The organism is Sphingomonas endophytica, from assembly GCF_014199415.1.
GTDB classification, from domain to species: domain Bacteria; phylum Pseudomonadota; class Alphaproteobacteria; order Sphingomonadales; family Sphingomonadaceae; genus Sphingomonas; species Sphingomonas endophytica.
Genome location: NZ_JACIJN010000004.1, coordinates 275,086 through 298,439 on the forward strand (window position 1 = coordinate 275,086; position 23,354 = coordinate 298,439).

Genomic DNA, 23,354 nt, shown 5'->3' on the forward strand with positions numbered 1-23,354 from the left:
GCGCGTCCGGCGTAGAGGGAAGCGAATGTCACGGTTGCTCGATCACCAACGCCTCACCCATCTGCAACGGCTCGAGGCCGAGGCGATCCACATCATGCGCGAGGTGGTGGCCGAGGCGGACAATCCCGTGATGCTCTATTCGGTCGGCAAGGACAGCGCGGTGATGCTGCACCTCGCGCGCAAGGCGTTCTACCCCAGCCCCCCGCCCTTCCCGCTGCTGCATGTCGACACCACGTGGAAGTTCCGCGAGATGTATCGCCTGCGCGACCGGATGGCGGCGGAGAGCGGGATGACCCTGCTCGTCCACCAGAACCCGGAAGCGATCGAGCGCGGGATCAATCCGTTCGACCACGGCGCGCTCCATACCGACATGTGGAAGACCGAGGGGCTGAAACAGGCGCTCGACCATTACGGCTTCGACGCCGCGTTCGGTGGCGCGCGCCGCGACGAGGAGAAGAGCCGCGCCAAGGAGCGGATCTTCAGCTTCCGCACCGCCACGCATGGCTGGGACCCGAAGAACCAGCGCCCCGAGCTGTGGAACCTCTACAACGCCCGCAAGAACAAGGGCGAGAGCATCCGCGTCTTCCCGATCTCGAACTGGACCGAGCTGGACATCTGGCAATATATCCACCTGAACGACGTGCCGATCGTCCCGCTCTATTTCGCGGCCGAGCGCCCGACCGTCGAGCGTGACGGGATGCTGCTGATGGTCGATGACGAGCGCTTCCGGCTGTTGCCCGGCGAGCAACCGGTCATGCGGTCGATCCGCTTCCGCACGCTGGGCTGCTATCCGCTGACCGGCGCGGTCGAGAGCCGCGCGACGACGCTGCCGCAGGTGATCCAGGAGACATTGCTCACCACCACCAGCGAGCGGCAGGGACGCGCGATCGACAAGGATGCCGGCGGCGCGGGCATGGAAGTGAAGAAGCAGCAGGGGTATTTCTGATGAGCACCGCACCTGCTTACGTTGTGGACGATCTGGTCGCGCGCGACATCGACGCATATCTCGACAGTCATCAGCACAAGACGATGCTTCGTTTCATCACCTGCGGCTCGGTCGATGACGGCAAGTCAACGCTGATCGGGCGGCTGCTCTACGATTCAAAGATGATCTTCGAAGACCAGCTCGCAGCGCTGGAGAGCGACTCGCGCAAACAGGGCACGCAAGGTGGCGAGATCGACTTCGCGCTGCTGGTGGACGGGCTCGCCGCCGAGCGCGAGCAGGGGATCACGATCGACGTCGCCTATCGCTTCTTCAATACCGAGAAGCGCAAGTTCATCGTCGCCGACTGCCCCGGCCACGAACAATATACCCGCAACATGGTGACCGGCGCGTCGACCGCCGATCTCGCGGTGATCCTGATCGACGCGCGCAAGGGCGTGCTGACGCAGACGCGGCGGCACAGCTACCTCTGCCACCTGATCGGCATCCGCAACATCGTGCTCGCGGTCAACAAGATGGATCTGGTCGGCTACGATCAGGCGACGTTCGACACGATCGTCGCGGACTATGCCGCCTTCGCGGAGTCGATCGGGATCGCCGGCTTCACCGCACTGCCGATCTCGGGCTTCAAGGGCGATAACATCACCGCGCGCTCGCCGAATATGCCCTGGTATCACGGGCCGACTTTGGTCGAGCATCTGGAGACGGTCGAGGTGCTGGCGTCGGTCGATGCCGACAAGCCGTTCCGGATGCCGGTGCAATGGGTCAACCGCCCGCACCTCGACTTCCGCGGCTTCTCGGGGCTGATCGCGACCGGGCGCGTCGCGGTCGGGGACAAGGTGCGCGTGCTGCCGTCGGGCAAGACCTCGGCGGTGACGCGGATCGTCACGCTCGACGGCGACCTGCCGCAGGCGGTCGCTGGGCAGTCGGTGACGCTCTGCTTCGCCGACGAGATCGACTGTTCGCGCGGCGACGTGATCGCCGCCGCCGAACAGCCGCCGGAAGCCGCCGACCAGTTCGAGGCGACGTTGGTATGGCTCGACGATGCGGCCTTGCGCGTCGGGCGCGGCTATTGGCTGAAGCTGGGGACGCAGACCGGCTCGGCGACCGTCCAGCAGCCCAAATATGTCGTCAACGTCAACACGCTCGAACAGCTCGCCGCCAAGACGCTCGACCTCAACGCGATCGGCGTCGCCGAGCTGACCACCGATCGTCCGATCGTTTTCGAGCCCTATGCCGACAATCGCACGCTCGGCGGGTTCATCCTGATCGACAAATTGACCAATGCGACGGTCGCGGCGGGAATGCTGCACTTCAGCCTGCGCCGCGCGCAGAACGTCCATTGGCAGGCGGTCGACGTCGGACGCGAGGCGCATGCCGCGCTCAAGGAGCAAAAGCCGGCGGTCTTGTGGTTCACCGGCCTGTCGGGGTCGGGCAAGTCGACGATCGCCAATCTGGTCGAGAAGCGGCTTCACGCGCTCGGTCGCCACACCTTCCTGCTCGACGGCGACAATGTCCGCCACGGGCTCAACAAGGATCTCGGCTTCACCGAGGCCGACCGGATCGAGAACATCCGCCGCGTCGGCGAGGTCGCGAAGCTGATGACCGACGCCGGGCTGATCGTGCTGACCGCCTTCATCAGCCCGTTCCGCGCCGAGCGCGAGATGGTGCGCGCGATGCTGCCCGCCGGCGAGTTCGTCGAGGTGTTCGTCGACACACCGTTCGCGGAAGCCGAGCGCCGCGACGTGAAGGGGCTCTACAAGAAGGCGCGCGCCGGGTTGCTCAAGAACTTCACCGGCATCGACAGCCCCTATGAACGGCCCGAGGCACCCGAGGTGCGGATCGACACGACCGTCACCACCCCCGAACAGGCCGCCGAGCAGATCGTCGACCTGCTGCTGCGCCGCGCATGACCGGCGATGTGAGCGACGCGGCGCTGGCCGCGCACCTCGCCGAGGTGGCGGGGGCGCTGCTGCTGACGGTGCGCGACAGCGCAGCGCTGACCGAGCAGGCGCTCGCCAAGGCGGGGGATGCGATCGCCAACCGCTTTCTGGTCGAGGCGCTGCGCGCGCAGCGTGGCGCGGACGGGCTGTTGTCGGAGGAGGAAAAGGACTGTCCGATCCGCCTCGATCGTTCGCGGGTGTGGATCGTCGACCCGGTCGACGGTACGCGCGAATATGCCGAGCGCCGCGCCGATTGGGCGGTGCATGTCGGTCTCGCGATCGACGGCGTGCCGACCACCGGCGCGGTCGCCTTGCCAGCGGCGGGTGTCGTGCTGCGCAGCGACGCGCCGGTCCCGGTCCCGCCCGCGCCCGAACGGCTGCGGATGGTGGTCAGCCGCTCCCGCCCGGCGCGCGAGGCGGTGGCGGTCGCCGAGGCGCTTGGGGCAGAGCTGGTGCCGATGGGCAGCGCCGGCGCGAAGGCGATGAGCATTATCCTCGGCCAGTCGGACATCTACCTGCATTCGGGCGGGCAATATGAGTGGGACAGCTGCGCCCCCGCCGCGGTGGCGCGCGCCCATGGGCTGCACGTCAGCCGCATCGACGGCACGCCGTTGGTCTACAATTGCGCCGACACCTACATGCCGGATCTGCTGATCTGCCGGCAGGAACATGTCGCGCCGGTGCTGGCGGCCTTGTCGAATGTTTAACGCGTCGCCCCGGGCTTGACCCGGGGTCCGCTTCTTCTCCACTCGCGCCTTAGAAAGCGGGGTCCCAGATCAGGTCCAGGGCGACGAAGCCGTTCGTCATTGTGAGCGCAGCGAAGCAATTCAGTGCCGGACCAGGACGCCCTGGATTGCTTCGCTACGCTCGCAATGACGGTGAGGCGAGCCACCGTCCCGCCAGCATCGGCCGCAGCACCAGACCGTTGAGGTCGATCGCGGCATGGACCAGCATCGCCGCCCACAATCGCCCCGACACCAGATAGACCAGCGCCAGCAACACGCCGGCGATCACCGTCCCGATCACCCCGCGCCAGCCCTGATAGCGGTGCGCATAACCGAACGCTGCGGTCGTACCCGCGAAGCCGAGCAACGCCGACCCGCTCACGATCGCGATCAGCAACGGCAGCAGCAGCCGGAAGAACAACTCCTCGGTCACTCCCGCGACGATTGCGAGCAGCACGCCCCAGCCAAGCTCGGCACCGCGCATCGGCGTCACCGCGCGCAGGTCGCCCACCGTCACCCTCCGTCCGCGGCGTTCGAGCAATGCGGCGATCACCACCCCGCCGAGCGCCCCCAGCGCCAGCGGCGGCCAGCCCGGCTGGCCGATCCACGCCACCGCCGGCGCGCGGGCGGACCGCAGTTCGGGCGGGAATCGCGCGATCGCGTCGAGCCGATCCAGCACCGCCAGCAGCAGCACCGCAACCGCACCGAAATGCACCAGCGCGCGCAACGCCAGCCGCGCGAACCAGCGGTGCCGCACCGCCCCACGTGCAACCGCGGGTGGCCGCGGCCAATAGCCAAAGCGCGCGCCGTGGAGCAGCAGCGCGAGGCTCGCCAGCGCGACCGCCAGCGCCGCCGCCGCTACGATCACAGGTCGAGGCGGTGCTCGCCCTTCACCCAGCGCACCGTACCCGACGAGGCGCGCATCACGACGCTCTCGGTGGTCATCTTGCCGCCGACGCGCCGCACGCCTTCCAGCAGCGAACCGTCGGTGACCCCGGTCGCCGCGAAGATGCAATCGCCCTTCGCCAGATCCTTGAGATCATACTGACGGTCGAGATCCTCGATCCCCCATTTGCGCGCGCGCCCGCGCTCGTCGTCGTTGCGGAACAGCAGGCGTCCCTTGAACTGCCCGCCGACGCAGCGCAGCGCCGCGCAGGCCAGCACGCCCTCCGGCGCGCCGCCCGAGCCCATATAGACGTCGATCGTCGTGTCGGGATCGCTGGTCGCGATCACCCCGGCGACGTCGCCGTCGCCGATCAGCACCACCCCGCAGCCGATCCCGCGCAGCTCGGCGATCAGCGCCTCGTGGCGCGGGCGATCGAGGACACAGGCGATGATGTCCTTCGGCTGGACGCCCTTGGCCGCCGCGATCGCCGCGACATTCTCGGTCGGGGTGCGATCGAGGTCGATCACGCCCGCAGGCAGCCCCGGCCCGACCGCCAGTTTATCCATATAGACGTCGGGCGCGTTGAGCAGGCCGCCCTTCTCGGCGATCGCCAGCACCGCGAGGCTGTTCGGCCCCGACTTGGCGCAGATCGTCGTGCCCTCAAGCGGATCGAGTGCGATGTCGATCGCCGGGCCCTGCCCGCTGCCGACCTTCTCGCCGATGAACAGCATCGGCGCCTCGTCGCGCTCGCCCTCACCGATCACCACCGTGCCGTCGATATCGAGTTCGTTGAGCGCGGCGCGCATCGCCTCGACCGCGGCGGCGTCGGCGGCCTTCTCGTCACCGCGCCCGGTCAGCGTCGAGGCGGCGATCGCCGCCGCCTCGGTGACGCGCACCATCTCCAGCACGAGCACGCGGTCGAGAACCTTGCTGGCAGTCGGCATGGGGAGTCCTTTTCCTCTGATCCCCACCCGGATAGGCGCGCCACATGACGGTGTCGAGGCATTTTGTTTTACGTGTTATACACGCGCTTTAGAGTCCGATCCAGCACGGCTGGATCAGCGGCGGCGCCGGCCCGCTTCCACGTAAGTGGAGCAAATTCTAGTCGCGGAGCAGGTCGTTGATGCTGGTCTTGCTGCGGGTCTGCGCGTCGACGCGCTTGACGATCACCGCGCAATAGAGCGCCGGCTTGCCATCCCCACCGCCGATCGAGCCGGGGACCACCACCGCATAGGGCGGCACTTCGCCGCGGAACGTCTCGCCGGTTTCGCGGTCGATGATCTTGGTCGACGCGCCGAGATAGACACCCATCGACAGCACCGCGCCCTCGCCGACGCGCACACCCTCCGCGACCTCCGCACGCGCGCCGATGAACGCGCCGTCGCCGATGATGACCGGATCGGCCTGTAACGGCTCAAGCACGCCGCCGATCCCGGCCCCACCCGAGAGGTGGACGTTCTTGCCGATCTGCGCGCAGCTGCCGACCGTCGCCCAGGTGTCGACCATCGTGCCTTCACCGACATGGGCACCGATGTTGACGAAGCTCGGCATCAGGATCGCGCCCTTGCCGACGAACGCGCCGCGCCGCACGATGCTGCCCGGCACCGCGCGGAAGCCGGCGGTGCGGAATTCGGCCTCGCTCCAGCCCGAGAATTTGCTCGGCACCTTGTCGAACCAATGGCCCGCGCCCGGACCGTTGTCGATCAGCGCATTGTCGTTGAGCCGGAAGCTGAGCAGCACCGCTTTCTTGAGCCATTGATTGACGCGCCAGCCGCCATTGCCATCCGGCTCGGCGACGCGCGCCTGCCCGGCGTCGAGCAGCGCCAGCGCGCGGTCGACCGCGACGCGCACCTCGCCCCCGGTGGTCAGCCCCAGCTCGGCGCGGTTCTCCCACGCGGCGTCGATCGTGGCGGAAAGCTCGGCGGTCATTGGTCCTCCAAAACAGACTGGACCCACGCGGTGAGGTCGGTCACGCGGTGGTCGACATAGGATCGGTCGGCGTCGTGGTCCTGCTCGGACCCGTTGTCCACCCAGACGGTGGTCATCCCGATCGCCTTGGCGGGTTTGAGGTTGCGCGCCATGTCCTCGACGAACAGCGCGCGGGTCGGCTCGATGTCGAACACGGCGCACAGCCCGGCATAGGCGGCGGCGGCAGGCTTCGGGGTAAGGTCCATCGCGACGATGTCGTGTACCGCCTCGAAACTCTGCCCCAGCCCGAGCCGCTCCAGCACCTTGAGCGCATAGGGGCGGTCGCCGTTGGTGAAGACCAGCTTGCGCCCCGGCAATCGCGCCAGCGCGGCGGCGAGCGGGGCATTCTCTTCCAGCGCGTCCATCTCGATGTCGTGGACATAGGCGAGGAAGGCGTACGGATCGACGTCGTGATCCGCCATCAGCCCGGCGAGCGTGGTGCCGTGACCGAGGAAATATTCCTTCTGGATGCGGCGCGCCTCGATCGCATCGACCTTCAGGAAGTCGGCGATGAAGGCGGTCATCCGCCGGTCGATGTGCGCGAACAGGTCGGCACGCGCCGGATAGAGCGTGTTGTCGAGGTCGAAGATCCACGTATCGACGTGCGCGAAGGCCGGGTGCATGGCGCGTCGCTCTAGTGGGTTTGGCGGCGGGCGTCATCCCCGCGCCCGCCCGGTCGTCATTCCCGCGCAGGTGGGAAGCCAGAGCCTGTGACGGATCGGCTCTTTCGAGTACCTGCGCGTCTGGATTCCCGCCTGCGCGGGAATGACGGCAGGGGGCAGCGGAAACATCGGCTTTCCCACCGAATAGCGACGCTGTCGTGGCAGACGGGCAATCCGATCCCCATCTTCGTTTCATGACCCGTTATTCCCTTCTCGACCTCGTCCCCGTCATCGAGGGCGGCTCGGTCGCGCAGTCGCTCGCCAATGCCGCGGACCTGGCGCAACATGCCGAGCAACTCGGCTTCAACCGCTATTGGGTGGCCGAGCATCACGGCATGACCGGGATTGCCTCGGCGGCGACTGCGGTGGTGATTGCGCATGTCGGGCAGGCGACCAGCCGCATCCGCATCGGCTCGGGCGGGATCATGCTCCCCAACTCCGCTCCGCTGCAGATCGCCGAGCAGTTCGGGACGCTCGACGCGCTGTTCCCGGGTCGCATCGACCTCGGGCTCGGCCGCGCGCCCGGCTCCGATCAGCGCGTCGCGCACGCGCTGCGCCGCAACCTGTCCAGCGACGCCAATGAATTCCCGCGCGACGTCGTCGAGCTGCAAAGCTATTTCGCCGACGACGGGCGCACCGGCATCACCGCGACGCCGGGTGCGGGCGCGAAGCCGGAAATGTGGATTCTCGGCTCCAGCCTGTTCGGCGCGCAGCTCGCCGCGATGCTGGGGCTGCCCTATGCGTTCGCCTCGCATTTCGCGCCCGACGCGCTCGATCAGGCGCTCGATATCTACCGGCGCGATTTCCGGCCGTCGGCGGCGCTCGCCAAGCCCTATGCGATGGCGGGGTTCAACGTCTTCGCCGCCGACACGCATGAGGAGGCCGAATTGCTCGCCAGTTCGCAGCAGCAGCAGTTCGTCGCGTTGCGCACCGGCAATCCGGGGCGGATGAAGCCGCCGGTGCCGGGCTATCGCGCCTCGCTCCCGCCGCAGCACGCCGCAATCCTCGACCATGCGCTGTCGGCGAGCGCGATCGGCACCCGCGACGAGGTCGCACGCGGGATCGCGGCGTTCGTTGCGCGCACCGGGGTCGACGAGCTGATGCTGACCAGCGCGGTCTATGACCATCAGGCGCGCCGCCATTCGATCGCGCTGGCGGCGGCGGCAATGCAGGAACTGCCGCTGGCGGCGTGAGCCGCCGTCCAAAATGGTTAGCGTCGCCCCTGCGTAGGCAGGGGCCCATGTCTGTAAAGTCGGTCGCGCTGGCCTGACACAGGCACGACGTCGCTGTGTCAGCCATCCGCCCGGACGACACAGACATAGGCCCCTGCCTGCGCAGGGGCGACGGCGGATGAACGTTGCCCAATGCCGCAGGGGCGACGGCGAATGAACGTTGCCCAACGCCCTAATGTCGCCGGGGCGACGGCGTGTGAACTTTGCCGATTGCCCTCTCCGGCCCGCCCCGCTAACCGCACGCGATGGCGCACGTCGGCATCATCATGGGCTCCACCTCCGATTGGGAAACGATGCGTCATGCGAGCGAGACTCTCGATGCGCTCGGCATCGCGCATGAGGCGAAGGTCGTCTCCGCGCATCGCACCCCGCAGCGGCTGTACGATTACGCGACCGGCGCGGCCGGGCGCGGGCTGAAGGTCATCATCGCCGGTGCGGGCGGGGCGGCGCATCTGCCCGGCATGGCGGCGTCGATGACGCATCTGCCGGTGCTGGGCGTGCCGGTCGAATCCAAGGCGTTGAAGGGCATGGATAGCCTGCTCTCGATCGTCCAGATGCCCGGCGGCATTCCGGTCGGTACGCTGGCGATCGGCAAGGCCGGTGCGATCAACGCCGCGTTGCTCGCCGCATCGATCCTGTCGCTGTCGGACGAGGCGCTGTCGCAGCGCCTGCAGGCGTGGCGCGCGAAGCAGACCGACGGCGTCGCGGTCGATCCGGCATGACGGTGATCGCTCCCGGCAGCACGATCGGCATTCTCGGCGGGGGGCAACTCGGCCGCATGATCGCCAGCGCCGCCGCCGATCTCGGCTATCGCACCCACGTCCTCGCCCCCGATCGCGAAAGCGTCGCAGCGCAGACCGCGTCGTCGCTGACGCGCGCCGATTACCACAACAAGGTCGTGCTCGCCGACTTCGCCGCGCAATGCGACGTCGTCACCTATGAGTTCGAGAATATCTCCGTCACGCCGGTCGAATGGCTGGCGGAGCGTGTGCCGGTCTATCCCTCCCCGCGCAGCCTCGCAGTCGCGCAGGACCGGGTGCGCGAGAAGCAGTTCGTGGAGCAGGTCGGCGGACGCCCGGCGCGCTGGCAGGCGGTGGGATCGCGCGAGGAGCTGGACGCGGCGATCGCGACGATCGGCTGCCCGGCGGTGCTCAAGACGACGCGCTTCGGCTATGACGGCAAGGGCCAGACGCGGCTGATGTCGCCCGCCGATGCCGATGCCGCCTGGGAAGCGATCGGCGGGCCGGCGATCCTTGAGGCATTCGTCGCGTTCACGCATGAATTCTCGATCGTTTTGGTGCGCGGGCGCGACGGCACCATCACCAGCTACCCGCCGCCGTGGAACGAGCATCGCGACGGCATCCTGCATCGCTCGACGCTCCCCGCCCCCGCGGAGATCGCCGCGCAATGGACCGAGGCGGCGGCGCTGACCGGACGAATCGCCGACGCGCTCGATCATGTCGGGGTGCTGACCTGCGAATATTTCGCGAGCGCCGAAGGGCCGGTGTTCAACGAAATGGCACCGCGCGTCCACAATTCGGGGCACTGGACGATCGAGGGCGCGGCGACCTCGCAATTCGCCAACCACGTCCGCGCGATCTGCGGGCTGCCGCTCGGCGACACGGCGCTGGTCGCCGCGGGCGCGGAGATGGAGAATCTGATCGGCGCCGACTGGGAGCGCTGGCCGGATTATGTCGCGGCGCGCGACACCTATCTGCACCTCTACGGCAAGCGCGAAACGCGCGACGGCCGCAAGATGGGGCATGTCACGCGCCTGACGCGCTGACGGCCACCGTTATCCCGGACGTGATCCGGCATCCCGCTCCGTCACGCGGCCGCCGCCGAAGGAGCCGGGCGCCGGATGAAGTCCGGGGCGGCGAATTTACCCGTCCCGCCGCACGCCGGTAATCATCCGCCGCGCGATCCGGCGCACGCCGTCGTCGTCCTTCGTCGTATCGGGTGCGGGGTCGCCGAGATGGTCGAGGCTGTCCTCGAGATAGTCGAGCAGCCCCGGGTGCTTGCCCTCGACATATTCGATCAGCTTGAACAGCAGATGCTCGGTCGCGATTTCGCGCTGGCGGGTCTGCACATTGAGGTCGGTCATCGGTCGCTCCGGGGTTGATCGTCAAGCCAACCGTCACCGCCGGCTCCGCGTTCCGCCCTAATCGACCTTGACGATCCGCTCGGTCAGCACCGCGACCCTGATCCCGAAGCGCCGTGCCTCGAGCCGGTTGGCGAGCGTGCGTCCGTCGGGTTGCAGCGTCAGCGTCTGGCGGACACGAAACCCGCCGTCACTGGTGAACGACAGCTGCAGCGTCCTGCCCCGGACCGTGCCGGTGACCGGCCCGCGCGCGTCGGTCAGCGTACCGGCATAACGGCCCGGCGCGGTCTGCCGCAGCAGCCAGCGCCGCGCGCGGGGCGGCTTGTCGCCTTCAGTCACCCATTGGTCGAGCACCAGCGCGCCATCTGGCTGCCTCCGCCCGGTCCCACGCACCGTCACCGGCTTCGCCGCGCGCAGGATCACCTTGAGCTGCGCGGTGCCGCGCGTCGCACCGGTGAAGAAGCGCAGCGGGTCGAACGGCGGGGCGGCGGCACCGGCAAGCGCGAGGAACAGCAACATGCCCGCCTAACGCGCGACCACGCAAAGCGCCGCCTCTTTGTAACGAATTATGCAATTGATAGTGACTATCATCAGCGAAACCGCTAGGGGGCGCTGCATAAATCGGGGAAACGCACATGAAAACTTGGTTCTTCCTGCTGTCCGCCAGCGTGCTCGGCGTCAGCGCCACTGCTGCCCATGCCGGCGCGATCGACGCCGCCGTCGCAACGACGAACGCCGCCGCCGACGCCGACGCCGACACAGCTGCCGACACAGCTGCCGACGCCGCCGGGCAGCGCGACGGCGAGGTCGTGGTGGTCGGCAAGAGCTACGGCCGCGCGGTCGGGAAGACCGTCACCCCCCTCAAGGACACGCCCAACACGATCACCGTCATCGAGCGCGACCAGATCGAGGCGCAGAACCTCTTCACGCTGGAGGATGCGCTGACCGCCACCAACGGCATCACCGTCACCGGGATCGGCAGCGAGGACCCGTCGTTCAACTCGCGCGGCTTCGCGATCAACAATTACCTGGTCGACGGCACACCGACGCAATCGTTCGGCTTTCCCGGCGTGGTGCCCGACCTGTTCTTTTACGACCGGCTGGAGGTGTTGCGCGGCCCGGCGGGGCTGTTCACCGGCGCGGGCAATCCGGCCGGCAGCATCAACCTGATCCGCAAGCGCCCGCTGGAGGCGACCCGCGTACAGGCCTCCGCGGGCTATGGCAGCTACGACAATCTCCGGCTCGAGGTGGACGCCTCGACCCGGCTGGGCGACGCGATCGGCGTCCGCGCCGGCGCGATGGCGCAGGATCAGGACCAGTTCTTCGACACCGCACACCGCCGCCGCTGGGGCGCCTACGCGGTCGGCGACGTCGCGATCGGTGCGCGCACCACGCTGACCGGAGGCATCTATTACGACCGCTTCCAGCCCGCGGTGCAGACCGGGCTCCCCGGCTATGTCGGCGGGGCGGACGGCAGCGACGGGCGGCTGCTCGACGTGCGCCGATCGACCTATCTCGGCGCCGACTGGAACCGCTTCAATTCGGAAAGCTGGACCGGCTTCGTCGAGCTGGCGCACCGGATCAGCGAGCGCTGGACGCTGCGCGCGACCGGGATGATCGCCAATGTCGATCGCGTCGACAAATACAGCTATATCGGCAACGCCGCGGTCACGCCCGATAACAACGGGCTGACCAACCATATCGCCTTTCTCGGCGACAATCGCCAGCGCACGCGCTCGTTCGACATCAACGGCACCGGCAGCTTCCCCGCCTTCGGGCGCGACCAGACGCTGATCCTCGGCATGGACTATCAGGCGCAGGATTATACGTCCTATTATTCGCGGCTGAGCAATTATGCGCGGATCAACGTCTTTGACCCGGTCTATCCCGCCGAGCCGCTGCTCGACCCCCGTGCCGTGCTGCCGCTCTATCCGGTGCAGGGAACGACCGGCGGGCCGTGCACCGTCGCCTCGGCGCGTTGTATCGAGCACGCCTCCGGAGCGACGCGCACCTATGTCGAGCAATATGGCCTGTACGGGCAGATGCGGCTGTCGCCGGTCGAGCATCTGACGCTGGTCGGCGGCGGGCGCGCCACCTGGTGGTCGAACCATCTCGACACGCTCAACCGGCTGACCGGGGCGGTCAGCGGACGGTCGCAATATGGCTATGACGGCCGGTTCACCCCCTATGGCGCGGTGTTGTTCGACGCGACGCCGAACCTCAATCTCTACGCCAGTTATGCCGACAGCTTCACCCCGCAGGCGCCGCCCGCCAATCGCGCCCGCCCGGACGGCCGTCCGGTCGAGCCGCTGGTCGGCAATCAATATGAGATCGGCAGCAAGCTGTCGCTGATGAACCAGCGGCTGCTGCTGTCGGTGGCGGCGTATCAGATCACGCAGGACAACCGGCTGGTCAATCCGCCCGAGCTGCCCGATGTCGTGCTGCAAGCCGGGCGCGTGCGCGCGCGCGGCGTCGAGGCGGAAGCGACCGGGCAGATCGTGCCGGGCTGGCGGATCAACGGCGGCTATACCTACACGCACAGCGAATATCTGGAGGACAACGAGCCGCAGTTCGAGGGCATCACGCTGATGCCGATCATCCCCAAGCACATGGTCAAATTCTTCACCAACTATGCGCCGGTCGACGGCCCGTTGGCGGGCGCGAGCGTCGGCGGCGGGCTGACGTGGTTCTCGTCGACCTATGGCGGCAATCCCGCGCTCTTCAACGCCAACGGCACGTTGCGCACCCGCTCGTCGATCGTCCGGCAGGATGCCTATGCGGTTGTCGACCTGCGCGCCGGCTACAAGCTGACCGAACAATTGTCGGTGTCGCTCAACGTCAACAACGTGCTCGACAAGAGCTATTATTCGCGCATCTCCGGCACTGGTCGCGGCAATTTCTACGGCACGCCGCGCACGGTGTTCGGGACGATCCGCTACACATTCCAGTAACGGGACGCCGCGCACGCGGGCGGACGGCGGGTCGTGTACGACGCCGTCCTGCCCGAACCGGGTCCGGGCGCCCAGCCTGCCGAGTGGACCGGCACCGTCCACGATCGACGATGGCACAAGTAGACAGCGGTTAAGACGAGCTTTCTGCCAGCCACTCTGATAGCGGGAGGATGGTCACCGGCGCTGATGCACGCGCGCCGGTGTCACGATGAGGTGAGTCCGTTCCTATTCCCGCAGAGTTTCAGCAGGCGGTGCGCCCGACATCCGGACTCGACCTGCCTGAAGCGGCGACAGGCTGCGCGGCGCTCGTCGGCGCGCGGGATTGGGCGGCGACGCCGCTCGGCGCGGTCGACGGCTGGCCCGACTGCCTCGCGACGACGCTGGCGATGGTTCTTCGCTCTCCCGCTCCGCTGATCCTGGCATGGAGCGAGCAGGGCATCATCCTGTACAACGACGCTTATGCGGCGTTGATCGGCGACCGGCACCCGCAGCTGCTGGGCGCTTCCGTTCGGGACGATGCGGCGGCCGCGCTCGCGTTCGACGATCATGCCCGGCAGGTCTGCCGCACGGGCGGATCGCTGAGCGTCCGCGACCGCGATATCGTCATCCGGCATGACGGCCGCCCGGAGACGCGCTGGTTCGACCTCGATTACTCCCCGATCGTCGACGCGCACGGCGCGGCGCACGGCGTACTGTGCGTCGTGGCGGACACCACGCAGCGGGTCGTCGCGGAGCGTCTCGCCACCTTCCAGCTGACGCTCGCCGACGCGCTGCGCGCCTGCGCCACGCCGGAGGCGATCATGGCGCTGACCGCCGAGCGGCTGGGGCAGGAACTGGCAGCCAGCCGGGTCTTCTATGCCGAGATCACCGCGCGTGGCTGGATGACCGTGAAGCATGACCATGCGTGCGGGGTGGCGACGATCGTCGGCACGCATTCGCTGGAGAGCTTCGGTCCCGACCTGCTCGCCGCCTATCGCGCCGGCGCGCCGGTGGTGGTGCGCAACGTCGGGGCCGACGAGCGGCTGAGCGACGGGGCCCGCGTCGGGCTGACCGCGCGCGAGGTCGGCGCGTTCGTCGATGTCGTGCTCTTTCAGGAAGAGGAATGGGTCGGCCTGCTCGCGGTGCAGAGCGCGATGCCGCGCGGCTGGACCGCCATCGAGGAACGGCTGATCCAGGAGGTCGGCGAACGCGTCAAGGTCGCAGTGGAACGCGCCCGCGCCGAGGTGGCGCTGCGCGAGCTGAAGGAAACGCTCGAACAGCAGATCGTCGAGCGGACCGTCGAGCTGCGGCGGTACCACGACATCGTCGAGGCGACCGTCGCGCCGATCTGCGCCTTCGACACCGAATGCCGGCTGGTCGCGTGCAACAAGGCGCATATGGCCGAGTTCCGACGGCTGAACGGCGTCGATGCGCGGGTCGGCGACGTGTTCCCGGATCAGTTCATCCCCGAACAGGCCGCCGTGCTCCGCGCGTTGATGAAGCGCGCGCTCGCCGACGAGAGCTTCACCGTCACCGGGACGTTCGGTCGGCCGGAAATCGGCCTATCGACCTGGGAGATCAGCTTCACGCCGCTGCACGATGCCGATGGCGTGGTGATCGGCGGCTTCCATCAGGCCACCGACATCTCCGAACGGATCGCGGCGGAGACCGAGCTGGCGATCGCGCAGGAGGCATTGCGCCAGAGCCAGAAGGTCGAGGCGATGGGCAGCCTCACCGGCGGCGTTGCGCACGATTTCAACAATCTACTGACTCCGATCATCGGCTCGCTCGACATGCTGATGCGCAAGGGGCTGGGCAATGCGCGCGAGCAACGCCTGATCGACGGCGCGCTGCAATCGGCCGAGCGCGCCAGGACGCTGGTACAGCGGCTGCTCGCCTTCGCGCGGCGGCAGCCGTTGCAGCCGGTCGCGGTCGACATCGCGCAGTTGATCCGCGGGATGGCCGATCTGATCGGTTCGATGGTCGGCCCGACGATCACGTTGCGGGTCGATGCGTCGCACGATCTGCCGTCGGCACGCGCCGACACCAACCAGCTCGAAATGGCGCTGCTGAACCTGGTGGTGAATGCACGCGATGCGATGCCGTCGGGCGGCATGCTGACCGTGAAGGCGGACCGCTGCGTCGTCGCGCCGCCCGACAAGCTCGACGTTCCGCCGGGCCATTACGTCTGCCTCAGCGTCGCCGATACCGGCACGGGGATGGACGAGGCCACCCGCCGGCGCGCGATCGAGCCGTTCTTCTCGACCAAGGGGGTCGGCAAGGGCACCGGGCTCGGTCTCTCGATGGTCCATGGTCTGGCGGCGCAGCTCGGCGGCGGGCTGACGATCGACAGCGCGCCTGGGCGTGGCACCAAGATCATCCTGTGGCTGCCGTTGAGCATGGCGGCGCCGTCGCTGCCCCGCCCCGACGCGCCGGTCGAGGCGGTGGCGGACCGCGCGGGAACCGTGCTGCTGGTCGACGACGAGACGCTCGTCCGGGCGAGCACGGCCGACATGCTGTCGGATCTCGGCTACAGCATCGTCGAAGCCTGTTCCGCGGCGGAGGCGCTCGACCTCGTCCACGCCGGGCTGTCGCCGGACCTGCTCGTCACCGATCACCTGATGCCCGGCATGAGCGGCGCGCAACTCGCGCAGGAGCTGTCGACGCGGCTGCCGCGGCTGCGCACGCTGATCGTCTCCGGCTATGCCGAGGCGGAAGGCATCGATGCGGCGACGGCGCGGCTCAGCAAGCCGTTCCGTAACGACGAGCTTGCGACCAGCCTCGCGCTGCTGACCTCACGACCGCCGCCCCGCACCTGACCGGCCGGGTGGCCGCCCGACGGTGCTTGCCGCCGCCGATGCCGGCGCGCACTGTGGCTGATCGAACCGCGATAGCGCGGCCGCACGAAACCAAGGGCCGCTCAGCCTCGCTCCCGGTCATGCTCCTCTTCGAGCGACAGCCGGTCGCGACCGGCAGTTAGGAGCGCCTGCGCGCGCCCGTCCTCGCGGAACCGCACGGCAAACGCCTGCGCCGGCACATCGCCGTCGATCGTGCGATCGGCGGGCGACCCGACATGGCCGACATAGCGCAGGCTGAGGTCGTAATGCCCCGACCAGAAGAACGGAACGTCGTCATAGCCGCCGTCCGCCTGCCCCAGCAGCTGCCGCGCCAGCCATTGCCCCATCCGCTGCGCCACCACCCAATGTTCGACGCGGATCGGATGGCCGAGCCGGCGATCGGGCGCGTTCGCGATGTCGCCGATCGCACGGATCGCGGGGTCGGAGGTGCGCAGGTGCTCGTCGACCCGCACCCCGCCGCCATCCGCCGGGTCGGCAAGCGCCAGTCCGGCGGCGCGCGCCAGATCGACGCGCGGTTCGACACCGGTTCCGGCCACCACCAGGTCGGCGGCGACCTGCGTTCCGTCGTCGAGCATCGCCACCGTGCCATCCCAGCGGACGACCCGGCGATCGGCGTGGAAGGTCACGCCTTTCGATTCATGCAGATCGCGGATCATCGCGCCGACCTCCGGCCCGGCGGTCTTCTCCAGCGGCAACGCGGTGTCGGATACGACCGCCACCTCCAGCCCGCGCCCGATCAGCGCGGCGGCGACCTCGAGCCCGACATAGCTGCTGCCGATCACGAGCACACGGGTCGCCTGCGCCGCCGCGGCGATCAGCCGGTCTGCATCGGCCAGCGTGCGCAGCAGGTGCACATCGTCACGCCCGGCGCCGTAGAAGTCGGGCGCCACCGGCTCCGCACCCGTGGCGAGCACCAGCGTATCATAGTCGAGCGTGCTGCCGTCGCCGAACGTCACCGTCCGCGCGGCGCGGTCGATCGCGGCGACGCGCGTGCCGAGCCGCACCGTCACACCCGCCAGCGCCGGCAAGGCGACGGCGTCACGATCGGCCTTGCCGGCGAGATATTGTTTGGAACAGAAGGTGCGGTCGTAAGGCGACTCCGCCTCGTCGCCGATCAGCGTGACCGAGCCGCCCGCGCCATGGCGCGCGAGCAGCTCCGCGCAGGCATGTCCCGCCCCGCCGGCGCCGACGATGACGACGCGCCCGAGCCCGGATGGCGCGGCAGGCCGCGCCGCATCGGCGGCGAGCGGCGTGGGAGCGACCCGCACCCATCCCTCCGCCTCCGTGACCGCGAAGCGATCGAGCGGCGCAAAGGCCGGCGCGCCCACCGCCTCGCCGGTTTCGATATCGAAGCGCGCGTGATGCCACGGGCAGCGGATCGTGCCGTCGACGACGATCCCGTCCGCCAGCGGCGCTTGCAAATGGGTGCATTTGCCCGACAAGGCGCAGAGCCGGCCCTTGTGCCGGACCACCACCACGTCCACGCCCTCCAGCTCGCCCGCGACGATCCGACCGTCTGCCAGATCGGCCGATGCAATGCCGCTCGTCAGGTCACGTTTCGCCATCGCCTCGCCTCTTGTCGGTGGTGCGGATCAGCCTGCGCGCTGCAGCTCGGTCGCGGCCAGATGCTCGCTGATGAACCAGACCTGCGGCTCGCCGGTGCGAATGATGTCGCTGACCAGCAGGTCGTTGGTGCCGTCGTCGCCCGACTCGTCTGCGGCCTTGGCCCCCTCATGCGCCTCTTCCAGCACGATCCGGTGCGCCTCGATCAGCCGCGCGAGCATCGTCGGCACGTCCTCGCGCCCGCGCGGCGGCCGCGGGATCCTGGTCATCTCGGCGACGTCGTGCGGGGTCGCGATGCTGATCCCGCCCAGCGCCTGGATCCGCTCGGCGACCATGTCGACCAGCTCGGCCTGCTTTTCGTAATGCGTGTCGAGCAGCAGGTGCAATTGATAGAAGGTCGCACCCGACATCTGCCAATGGTGCTTCTTGTAGAGGTCGCGCAGCATCATCGTGTCGGCGAGCACCTGATTGAGGATCGACACGCTCTGCTTGCGCGCGTTGTCCGACAGACCGAGCGGCAGGTCTTTCAACGTGCCGAACGGCTGGATTTCACGATAGTCGACCTTGTATATCGGCTGCGCCTGATCGGTTTTCGCCACGACCTCACTCCGGCAAAGATGGGACTTGCTGCCGAAGCGCGCGTTGCGGCGGAGAGTTCCCTCGGTCGCGCGAAGGTCGCGAGTAGCATCCACCGCCACCATCCTGATTCGAATTAATTTTTCTTCTAGCCGAAACGACGGGAACGCGTGCAGCTTTGCATCGTCCAGCAGGGGATTTAGCTGGGCGAGGCCGTGTGACCCAACCGACGTTGGTTTTTCTTCATGCGCTGGGCGCGAGTGGCCGGGAATGGGATCTGGTGCGCCGCCACCTGCCCGACCATCGGTGCCTCGCGCTCGACCTGCCCGGGTTCGGCGATCGCGCCGACGAGGGCTATGCCGACGTCGCCGCGATGGCCGACGATCTCGCGGCCTTCATCCGGCGGGAGCGGCTCACCGCGTGCGTGCTGGTCGGACACAGCATGGGCGGCAAGATCGTCACCCTCGTTGCGGCGCGGGCGATGTCGGGGGAGGCCGGGCTGGCCGGCGTGCTCGGCGTGGTGCTGGTCGCCGCCTCGCCGCCCTGCCCCGAGCCGATCACCGACGATCGCCGCGCTCAAATGATCGGCTGGGCCGCGGACGGCCCGGTCGCGCGCGCCGACGCCGAGACGTTCGTCGCGGCAAACACCGCCGCGCCGCTGCCCGAGGCGCTGCGTGAACAGGCGATCGCCGATGTCGAGCGATCGAGCCGGCAGGCGTGGCTCGGTTGGCTGGAGCGTGGCAGCCGCGAGGACTGGCGCCCCGCCGCTGCCGGCATCGCGATTCCCGCACTGATCGTCGCGGGGGGCGAGGACGGCGACCTCGGCGAAGCGGCGCAGCGCCGGCTCAATCTGCCGCTATACGCGAACGCCGCTTTTCGTGTCGTCGACGGTGCCGCGCATCTGATCCCCTACGAACAACCCGCGGCGCTGGCGCGGCTGATCGCCGACCATGCCGCCACGGTCGCGAAGACCGCGCTGCCCGCCCATTTCGTCGGGCTGCTCGGCTCGGCGCGCGTCAGCCGCCGCACGCGCGCCGCAATGCTGGAGCGGACGCGCCCGCTCGCCGACGACGCCGCGGGCTGGTCGGAGGCGCAGCTCGACGCGGTCGCTGCGCTGGTCGCGCAGGTCTTGCCCGAGTTGGGCGCCGATCGTGCACTGGCGCGCCGGATCGGCGCGGCGGTGCATGGCCCCGGCGACGGCTGGCGCTTTGCCGATCTTCCCCCCGATGTCGAGGCGTGGACGCGCGGGCTGGCAACGCTCGACGCGCTGACCGGCGGGTTCGCCGCGCAGTCGCCGTCCGAGCAGCACGACTGGCTGGCCCGCATCGACGCCGGGCAGGCCGGCAGCGGCGACGGCGACGGCGCCGATCGGCTGTCGCCCGCGCAAATGGCCCTGTGGTTTCAGGACGTCCGCGCCGAAATCGCGCGGCAATGGATGGCGACCCCCGCGGCGATGGCCGCGATCGGCTATGACGGCTTTGCGGTCGGCGGCGATGGCGCACGCAAGCAGGGCTATGTCCGCATCGCCGCGGACGATGTCGAGCAATGGCAGCACGCCGCGGAGGCGCAGTCATGAGCCGCGCGCCCTTCGCCGACCACGACATCGTCGACGCGGTGGTGATCGGCACCGGCGCGGGTGGCGCGCCGCTGCTCGCGCGACTGGCCGAAGCGGGGCTGTCGGTTGTCGCGCTCGAGGCGGGGCGCGCGTTTCGCCCCGAAGAGCATGTCGCCGACGAACTGGCTGCCGACATCTACTGGACGGAGGAACGGCTGAGCGGCGGCGACGACCCGACCGCGTTCGGCTCGAACAACTCCGGAATCGGCGTCGGCGGGTCGACGCTCCACTGGGGCGCCTTCTGCCCCCGCCCCGATCCGCGCGACCTCCAGCTGAAGACCCTGACCGGCCAGGGCGCCGACTGGCCGCTCGCTCATGCCGAGCTGACCGACTATATCCGCCGCGTCGAGGCCTTCACCGGCGTTTCCGGGCCGTCGTCCTACCCGTGGGACGCGACGCGCCATTATGCCTACCCGCCGGTCGCGCGCAATGCGTCGGCCGCGGCGATGGCACGGGGGTGCGCGGCACTCGGGATCACCGCCGCCGATGCGCCCGCGGCGCTCGTCTCGCGCGACCGCGACCAACCCCATTGGGGGCAGCGACAGGCGTGCGTGAACTGCGGCACCTGCCACCAGGGCTGCCGCAACGCCGCCAAGACGAGCATGGACACCAGCTATCTGCCGCACGCCGTCGCGCATGGGGCGGAGGTCCGCGCCGGGGCGCGCGTTCTGTCCTTTGACATCGACGGCGCGGGCCGCATCACCGGCGTCGTCTATCGTCAGCAGGGCGAGGATCGGCGGCAGCGCTGCCGCGCCGTGTTCCTTTGTGCGGGCGGAGTGGAGACGCCGCGGCTGCTGCTCAATCTCGGCATCGCCAATTCGAGCGGGCAGATCGGCCGAAACTTCATGGCGCATGTCGCCACGCAGGTCTGGGGCAGTTTCGACGCCGAGATGCGGATGAACCGCGGCTATCCGTCGTCACTCATCACCGAGGATCTGCTGCGCCCGGAGAGAGCCGGTTTCGCCGGCGGCTATCTGATCCAAAGCCTCGGCGTCCTGCCCGTCAACCTCGCCACCGGGCTGGCGCGCGGCGCGGGCATGTGGGGCGAGCGCCTGCAGCGGCTGCTCCACCAGTACAATCGCCTGGCGGGGATCGGGATCAACGGCGACTGCCTGCCGCACCACGACAACCGCCTGACGCTGTCGGACGAGGTCGATGCGTTCGGCCATCGCAAGGCGCGGATCGACTTCAGCTATCATGCCAATGAGCGCGCCATCGACCGCCATGCCCGGCAGACGATGACAGCGATCTGGGACGCGGCAGGCGCCAGCGACATCTTCGCGGTCGCCCGCTCGGCACATACGATCGGCACTTGCCGCATGGGGGACAATGGCGACGAGGCGGTCGTCGATGCGGAGGGCCGCAGCTTCGACATCCCCAACCTGCTGGTCTGCGACAATTCGGTCTTCCCCAGCGCGCTCGCCGCCAATCCCGCCCTGACTATCATGGCCCTGTCGCTGCGCACCGCCGACCGATATCTGGCGGCTTCGTTTTAGGGCGGACCGAAATTCATTGTAGCCAGATCATGGCGGCGGCGAGGTGAACCAAGCCGGTGAAGTGGATGATGCGGCGGTCGTAGTGAGTGGCGAAGCGGCGGAAGTGCTTGAGGCGACTGAAGCATTTCTCGATCTGCTTGCGATGCTCGTAGACGCTTGCATCGTGCGGGATGGCGACCTTGCGGTTGTGCTTGGACGGGATCACTGCCTCGGCAGGCATTGCCGCGATCTGGCTGCGTAAGTCATTGCTATCATAGGCTTTGTCGGCGAGCACCGCTCCGCCGCGCTGGCCTTCGAGCAGACCGGATGCCGAGGCGATGTCGCTGGCTTTCCCGGGCGTGATGCGGAAGCGCAAGGCGCCCGCGCCGGCGACACGGTGCTGCTTGCAGCGAACGTCCACAAGGCGGAGCGCGCCCATGCGCTCGCGGCGGGGCTGGACGCCCGCATCGTGCCCGTGATCGTCGATGACGCCTGAGACATCGAGCACGGCGTCGATCCGACGGCGCTTGCCACCGCGCTCGACGCAAACCGCGGCGCGAAGGCCTTCGTCGTAGTGTCGCCCACTTATTATGGCGTAACCAGCGACATCGCCGCTTTGGCCGACCTTTGCCACGCGCGCGGCGTGCTCCTGATCTGCGACGCGGCCTGGGGTGGCGCCTTCGCCTTTTGCGAGGCGCTGCACCATGACGCGCTCACCAAGGGCGCCGATGTTGCCGTGTACAGCCTGCACAAGACGATGGGCGCGCTGACGCAAGGGTCGGCGCTGCTCGCGCGCGGCGCGCTGGTCGATCAGCAACGGCTATGGATGGCCTACGAACTCTACGAGACGACCAGCCCGTCCGTGCCGATCCTTGCGAGTCTCGACGCCGCACGGCGTGACCACGCGGTGGACGGAGAGGCGACTTGGCGCCGGACGGTGGCGCGGGCCGCCGCTCTGCGCGCGCGGCTGTCCGGCATCGAGGGTATCCGCATTCTGGAGCCCTGGGACATCCCGCGGGGATCGCAGTTAGACCCGACCAAGGTGTTGATCGACGTCTCGGCGCTCGGCGTCTCGGGCTACGCGATCGACGACTGGCTCAACGTGCATCACCGGCTCTGCGTGGGCCTGTCCGATGCGCGGCATCTGCTCGCCACGGTCTCGGTCGGCACGACGGCTGGCGACGTGCGGGCGTTGGCGAAGGCACTTGCCGACTGTGTTGCGCAGCTGCGGAAGGGTGAGCTGACGCTCACGACGGCGTCCGATGCGCCGCGCCTCAAGACTCTGACCACCGAGATGGTGGCGGCGCCCGCCGACGCCTTCTTTGGCGCTGTAGAGCGAGTCGCGCCGGAAGATGCCACCGGACGGATCGCTGCGGAGATCGTCGCCCCCGCCCCGCCCGGCGTGCCGCGCCTCGTTCCGGGCCAGCGGATCGACGCCGAGCACGTTGCGTGGCTATCCGCCCGTCGAGATCTTGGCATCTTCCTGCTCGACCCGACCGATCCGACCCAAAGGACGATCCGGTGCGTCGCTGCTTCGGGCTGACCCGCTCGTATATACGCTTTTGCCCTGTAGTAGGCGCGCACAACGCGGGCTGTGCGTTTTTGGCGGGTATCGAACGCACGACGGCCCCGTCTCGTTGGAGACGGGGCCGTTGTGTGTGTGTGTGTGTGTGAGATGGTTGCGGGGACAGGATTTGAACCTGTGACCTTCAGGTTATGAGCCTGACGAGCTACCGGGCTGCTCCACCCCGCGCCGAGGTGTTGTGTTTGTGGATGGGTTCTTGATGTGCGAGCTGCAATGCCTGGCGGCGACCTACTCTTCCATCGCTTGAGCGATAGTACCATTGGCGCAGAGGGGTTTCACGTCCGAGTTCGGG

At 68.6% G+C, this 23,354-nt stretch carries 20 protein-coding genes and 1 tRNA gene; 11 read left to right on the plus strand and 10 right to left on the minus strand.

All coding sequences use genetic code 11. From position 1 onward, the window contains the following. Nucleotides 1-25: 25 nt before the first annotated feature. The 3 genes from cysD to FHS97_RS08325 are packed head-to-tail and all read left to right on the plus strand — an operon-like array spanning nucleotide 26 to nucleotide 3,593. A complete protein-coding gene (gene cysD, locus FHS97_RS08315) occupies nucleotides 26-946 on the plus strand; it encodes a sulfate adenylyltransferase subunit CysD (protein WP_184035681.1) in 921 nt (306 codons plus the stop codon). Continuing rightward, nucleotides 946-2,856, plus strand: a complete 1,911-nt coding sequence (gene cysN, locus FHS97_RS08320) for a sulfate adenylyltransferase subunit CysN (RefSeq protein ID WP_184035683.1) — start codon at nucleotides 946-948, stop codon at nucleotides 2,854-2,856. Before cysD ends, cysN begins: the two co-directional genes overlap by 1 nt. Further along, entirely contained in the window at nucleotides 2,853-3,593 is a 741-nt protein-coding gene (locus tag FHS97_RS08325) for a 3'(2'),5'-bisphosphate nucleotidase CysQ (RefSeq protein WP_184035685.1), read from the plus strand. The genes cysN and FHS97_RS08325 overlap by 4 nt, the downstream gene beginning before the upstream one ends. Before the next feature lie 154 nt (nucleotides 3,594-3,747). On the opposite strand, the gene FHS97_RS17695 is transcribed toward FHS97_RS08325, so the two are convergent. From FHS97_RS17695 to FHS97_RS08345, 4 genes are all read right to left on the minus strand, one after another. Further along, nucleotides 3,748-4,479 carry a CPBP family intramembrane glutamic endopeptidase gene (locus FHS97_RS17695; protein WP_184035688.1) on the minus strand — a complete coding sequence of 244 codons (732 nt, stop codon included), beginning with the start codon at nucleotides 4,477-4,479 and terminating at the stop codon, nucleotides 3,748-3,750. Continuing rightward, on the minus strand, nucleotides 4,476-5,441 hold the full coding sequence (gene glpX / locus FHS97_RS08335; RefSeq protein ID WP_184035690.1) for a class II fructose-bisphosphatase: 966 nt from the start codon (nucleotides 5,439-5,441) through the stop codon (nucleotides 4,476-4,478). Before glpX ends, FHS97_RS17695 begins: the two co-directional genes overlap by 4 nt. A gap of 157 nt (nucleotides 5,442-5,598) precedes the next feature. Further along, the gene (gene dapD, locus FHS97_RS08340; RefSeq protein WP_184035692.1) at nucleotides 5,599-6,426 is read right to left on the minus strand and encodes a 2,3,4,5-tetrahydropyridine-2,6-dicarboxylate N-succinyltransferase; all 828 of its coding nucleotides are present in this window, start codon (nucleotides 6,424-6,426) and stop codon (nucleotides 5,599-5,601) included. After that, nucleotides 6,423-7,088 (minus strand): pyrimidine 5'-nucleotidase, encoded by a 666-nt coding sequence (locus FHS97_RS08345; protein WP_184035694.1) that lies wholly within the window; start codon nucleotides 7,086-7,088, stop codon nucleotides 6,423-6,425. Before FHS97_RS08345 ends, dapD begins: the two co-directional genes overlap by 4 nt. A gap of 233 nt (nucleotides 7,089-7,321) precedes the next feature. Between FHS97_RS08345 and FHS97_RS08350 the strand changes: the two genes are divergently transcribed. The 3 genes from FHS97_RS08350 (at nucleotide 7,322) to FHS97_RS08360 (ending at nucleotide 10,145) form a co-directional block, all read left to right on the plus strand. Continuing rightward, a complete protein-coding gene (locus FHS97_RS08350) occupies nucleotides 7,322-8,320 on the plus strand; it encodes an LLM class flavin-dependent oxidoreductase (RefSeq protein ID WP_184035696.1) in 999 nt (332 codons plus the stop codon). A 284-nt stretch (nucleotides 8,321-8,604) separates the two neighbouring features. Continuing rightward, nucleotides 8,605-9,081: a 5-(carboxyamino)imidazole ribonucleotide mutase gene (gene purE, locus FHS97_RS08355; RefSeq protein WP_246346533.1), complete on the plus strand. Its 477-nt coding sequence runs from the start codon at nucleotides 8,605-8,607 to the stop codon at nucleotides 9,079-9,081. Then, nucleotides 9,078-10,145 carry a 5-(carboxyamino)imidazole ribonucleotide synthase gene (locus tag FHS97_RS08360; RefSeq protein ID WP_184035699.1) on the plus strand — a complete coding sequence of 356 codons (1,068 nt, stop codon included), beginning with the start codon at nucleotides 9,078-9,080 and terminating at the stop codon, nucleotides 10,143-10,145. Before purE ends, FHS97_RS08360 begins: the two co-directional genes overlap by 4 nt. A gap of 96 nt (nucleotides 10,146-10,241) precedes the next feature. Here the strand turns inward: FHS97_RS08360 and FHS97_RS08365 are convergent, their stop codons facing one another. Both FHS97_RS08365 and FHS97_RS08370 read right to left on the minus strand, forming a co-directional pair. After that, nucleotides 10,242-10,463: a hypothetical protein gene (locus FHS97_RS08365; protein WP_184035701.1), complete on the minus strand. Its 222-nt coding sequence runs from the start codon at nucleotides 10,461-10,463 to the stop codon at nucleotides 10,242-10,244. Between the two features lie 57 nt (nucleotides 10,464-10,520). After that, nucleotides 10,521-10,979, minus strand: coding sequence for a DUF3833 family protein (locus tag FHS97_RS08370; RefSeq protein WP_184035705.1), 459 nt, complete (start codon nucleotides 10,977-10,979; stop codon nucleotides 10,521-10,523). Nucleotides 10,980-11,095: 116 nt separating this feature from the next. On the opposite strand from FHS97_RS08370, the gene FHS97_RS08375 reads away from it, so the two are divergent. Both FHS97_RS08375 and FHS97_RS08380 read left to right on the plus strand, forming a co-directional pair. Then, complete coding sequence (locus tag FHS97_RS08375) at nucleotides 11,096-13,411, plus strand: TonB-dependent siderophore receptor (RefSeq protein WP_221233192.1); 2,316 nt, start codon at nucleotides 11,096-11,098, stop codon at nucleotides 13,409-13,411. Nucleotides 13,412-13,662: 251 nt separating this feature from the next. Beyond that, the gene (locus FHS97_RS08380) at nucleotides 13,663-16,209 is read left to right on the plus strand and encodes a PAS domain-containing protein (protein WP_184035708.1); all 2,547 of its coding nucleotides are present in this window, start codon (nucleotides 13,663-13,665) and stop codon (nucleotides 16,207-16,209) included. A gap of 101 nt (nucleotides 16,210-16,310) precedes the next feature. Here the strand turns inward: FHS97_RS08380 and FHS97_RS08385 are convergent, their stop codons facing one another. Then, nucleotides 16,311-17,813 carry an FAD-dependent oxidoreductase gene (locus FHS97_RS08385; protein WP_184035711.1) on the minus strand — a complete coding sequence of 501 codons (1,503 nt, stop codon included), beginning with the start codon at nucleotides 17,811-17,813 and terminating at the stop codon, nucleotides 16,311-16,313. 27 nt (nucleotides 17,814-17,840) lie between these two features. After that, nucleotides 17,841-18,410 (minus strand): ferritin-like domain-containing protein, encoded by a 570-nt coding sequence (locus FHS97_RS17630; protein WP_184035714.1) that lies wholly within the window; start codon nucleotides 18,408-18,410, stop codon nucleotides 17,841-17,843. A gap of 209 nt (nucleotides 18,411-18,619) precedes the next feature. Here FHS97_RS17630 and FHS97_RS08395 point away from each other — a divergent pair, with 209 nt between their 5' ends. Both FHS97_RS08395 and FHS97_RS08400 read left to right on the plus strand, forming a co-directional pair. Beyond that, nucleotides 18,620-19,963 carry an alpha/beta hydrolase gene (locus FHS97_RS08395; protein ID WP_221233193.1) on the plus strand — a complete coding sequence of 448 codons (1,344 nt, stop codon included), beginning with the start codon at nucleotides 18,620-18,622 and terminating at the stop codon, nucleotides 19,961-19,963. Next, complete coding sequence (locus FHS97_RS08400; RefSeq protein WP_184035720.1) at nucleotides 19,960-21,498, plus strand: GMC family oxidoreductase; 1,539 nt, start codon at nucleotides 19,960-19,962, stop codon at nucleotides 21,496-21,498. The genes FHS97_RS08395 and FHS97_RS08400 overlap by 4 nt, the downstream gene beginning before the upstream one ends. Before the next feature lie 13 nt (nucleotides 21,499-21,511). On the opposite strand, the gene FHS97_RS17455 is transcribed toward FHS97_RS08400, so the two are convergent. Next, nucleotides 21,512-22,111 carry a transposase gene (locus FHS97_RS17455; protein ID WP_343053400.1) on the minus strand — a complete coding sequence of 200 codons (600 nt, stop codon included), beginning with the start codon at nucleotides 22,109-22,111 and terminating at the stop codon, nucleotides 21,512-21,514. Here FHS97_RS17455 and FHS97_RS17700 point away from each other — a divergent pair. After that, the gene (locus FHS97_RS17700; RefSeq protein ID WP_343053401.1) at nucleotides 22,052-23,020 is read left to right on the plus strand and encodes an Orn/Lys/Arg family decarboxylase; all 969 of its coding nucleotides are present in this window, start codon (nucleotides 22,052-22,054) and stop codon (nucleotides 23,018-23,020) included. The two genes, FHS97_RS17455 and FHS97_RS17700, sit on opposite strands and share 60 nt — an antisense overlap. 133 nt (nucleotides 23,021-23,153) lie before the next feature. On the opposite strand, the gene FHS97_RS08410 is transcribed toward FHS97_RS17700, so the two are convergent. Beyond that, nucleotides 23,154-23,230: transfer RNA gene (locus tag FHS97_RS08410), tRNA-Met, on the minus strand. Between the last annotated feature and the right edge of the window lie 124 nt (nucleotides 23,231-23,354).